We start from the raw sequence: 2,593 nt of genomic DNA, 5'->3' as shown, positions 1-2,593 counted from the left end.
CTGACCACGACACGATCAGATCCGCCTGCACATCACCATCACGTCGCATCGCCATCGTCGCTGACCGCCTTCTTTCCGTATCCAGGCTGAATCAGATCACACCGACTTCGTCAACGCGCTGCTAAGAGGTGGGATATTAGAGAAGACGACTCCGATGAAGTAGGAATGAGGATGAATGAAAGGTAGTTAGCTTCTAATAGAGTTTCATTAAGGATAGTGGAAGTCATATATTCGCATAGTAGGTATGAAAGGGTATATTGAAGATATATTAGTATACGTGGTACACTTTCGTCACGTAGTTGCATCTTCATGGGGTGGTTTGGTTGGAGCCTGATGTTCTCATCGGCCCGCACGCACCAGATAGCGCAACGGCTGACCCCCGCAAGCCCTTCTTAGTTTAGGCTTCTACAACCAGTCTTAGAGCCCGATCGGAAATTAAGTTGAGTGGTATCAGCAGGTTAGCTTGACGGCCTGACCTGTCGTTGATTCATGAGTTTCGCCAAAAACTACCATGGATACAACGATGTGGACCGATACCACTCGCGCCCTTCATGCGCGAAGCGGGCTGACTTTGCCAAGTGATATGACTGATGCCGAGTGGGCGGTTCTGGAACCATTGCTGCCACCAGCATCACATGTCGGGCGACCTCGCAAATGGTCGCTGCGGCGCATTGTCGAGGCTATCCTATACTTGCTGCGCGGGGGCTTGCCCTGGCGGATGCTGCCGCCTTGCTTTCCGCCTGTTTCGACCGTGCGGCACTGGTTCTACCTTTGGCGCGACAACGGGCTGTGGCTGACGATCAATCACACACTGCTGATGGTTGCACGCGAGGCGCACGGCCGGGAGGCTTCGCCCAGCGCCGGCGTGATCGACAGCCAAAGCGTGAAAACCACGGAAAGCGGAGGGCCTCGTGGCTATGACGCGGGCAAGAAGGTCAAAGGGCGCAAGCGCCACGTCCTCACCGACACCGAGGGAAATCTCGTCCATGCCGTGATCCACACCGCCGACATCCAGGACCGCGACGGCGCGCCGATGGTGTTGGCCGAAATCATTCGGCGCTTCCCCTGGCTGCGCCATGTTTTCGCTGATGGAGGCTATGCCGGAGACAAGCTCAAGGACGCTCTGCGCCGCTTCGGCAAATGGACCATCGAGATCATCAAGAGGTCCGATGCAGCGAAAGGCTTCGACGTGCTGCCCCGACGCTGGGTGGTCGAACGCACGCTGGCATGGCTGAACCGGAACCGGCGGCTCGCCAAGGACTTCGAACAAACCATTGCGTCGGCAGCCGCATGGCTCTTCATCGCATCGATCCAGCTCTTTGCCCGACGCATCGCAAGATCATGAAATCCGCGACGATAATTTTGAATCAGACACTTAGACGAAGTTTAGCTATGTTTAGGCAAATTTATGAAATACCGTGTATCATAAATTTATGAACGGTTTAAATCAGTTTAGTTTTGCCTGCAGTTTAAGAGACCGACTTACGCGACCGCCCGAAAGCTGTGGTTTGAAACCCCGCAGAGTAGGTCAAAAGGGCTCGATGAGACCGATGATCTGGATAATCTCCAGGATCACAGACCTTCGGGTTCCCTTCGCCAAGGGGAGGGAAAGTGCGCCCTTTTTGCGCCTTATACAGGAGGTTCCCCGATGGATGCAGTTGAGCAAGGTAAGCAGCGGAGTTCGCGCTGGTTGGGCGTTAAAACCAAACTTTAGCGCCACTTCAGTATCAGTGTCTGTTTGGGGGTATAATCAGGCCTCTGTGTCGGCAGGCGCGGATTGCAGGGTAGGTGTCCTCGATACCAATTTTACCCACGTAAATGGCGTCCATCCCCTCCTTTTCGTGCCCTACAACCTCATGAATGATGTTGGGGTGCACCTTATACTCGCTACCTCCTAACATGGCTTTGAACGCACCTCGGAAGCCGTGGAAGGTGACTTCTAGCCGGGCGCCGACGGTAAGTTGGTGACCGAGCATCTGGCGAATCACGGTTCGATTGAACGCGCGAATGATTTTACCGTTAGACCATTGCTTGTCATCGTTGCGGTCGCTGTCCTTTCCGCCGGGTGCCTCCCAATCTGGAAAAAGCCTTTCTGCTCCGCATTTCCGCACACGTTCAACATAGTCAGCGAAACCAAGCTCCATCAGCGCATCGAGGATCGGCACATCCCGAGCTTCGCCTTTTTTCGTCCGACGCCACTTGTTGTCGCGAATCACGAAATGGGGGTGAGCGCTATCCAGTAGGACCTCATCCATCATCAGCCCCCCGAGTTCGCTTGCGCGGCAACCGGTATATGCCGCGACAACGGGCACCCAGTATTCCGATCCTGTCAAACGGTAGTTCCCCGGCTTGTGCGTCTGCGACGGCGAAGCGCACCCAGTGAACCAAGGGTGCTTGAAAATCAGGTTCATTTCATCAACTTTGAAGCGCCTCTTTTCGGGCATGATAGCCCTATTAGAACGAGCCGCATAACAGCGCGTTGACGAAGTCGGTGTGATCTGATTCAGCCTGGATACGGAAAGAAGGCGGTCAGCGACGATGGCGATGCGACGTGATGGTGATGTGCAGGCGGATCTGATCGTGTCGTGGTCAG

Annotated in this window: 2 protein-coding genes; one reads left to right on the top strand and one right to left on the bottom strand. The window is 54.7% G+C overall.

What is annotated here, in order from left to right; genetic code table 11:
* Positions 1–523 precede the first annotated feature (523 nt).
* Positions 524–1,345: an IS5 family transposase gene (locus tag GR702_RS21895; protein ID WP_025290619.1), complete on the top strand. Its 822-nt coding sequence runs from the start codon at positions 524–526 to the stop codon at positions 1,343–1,345.
* Positions 1,346–1,727: 382 nt separating this feature from the next.
* Here GR702_RS21895 and GR702_RS21890 read toward each other — a convergent pair.
* The coding region (locus GR702_RS21890; protein ID WP_237449889.1) for a tyrosine-type recombinase/integrase at positions 1,728–2,593 on the bottom strand (866 nt) is incomplete at its 5' end.

Origin of the sequence: Novosphingobium silvae, from assembly GCF_009856825.1 — a bacterium.
GTDB lineage: Bacteria > Pseudomonadota > Alphaproteobacteria > Sphingomonadales > Sphingomonadaceae > Novosphingobium > Novosphingobium silvae.
This window is presented reverse-complemented; position numbering and strand designations above follow the sequence as displayed.

Excerpts from the sequence above, each read along its gene's own strand:
- GR702_RS21895 (WP_025290619.1), top strand. The coding sequence starts at position 524 with ATGTGGACCGATACCACTCGCGCCCTTCATGCGCGAAGCGGGCTGACT.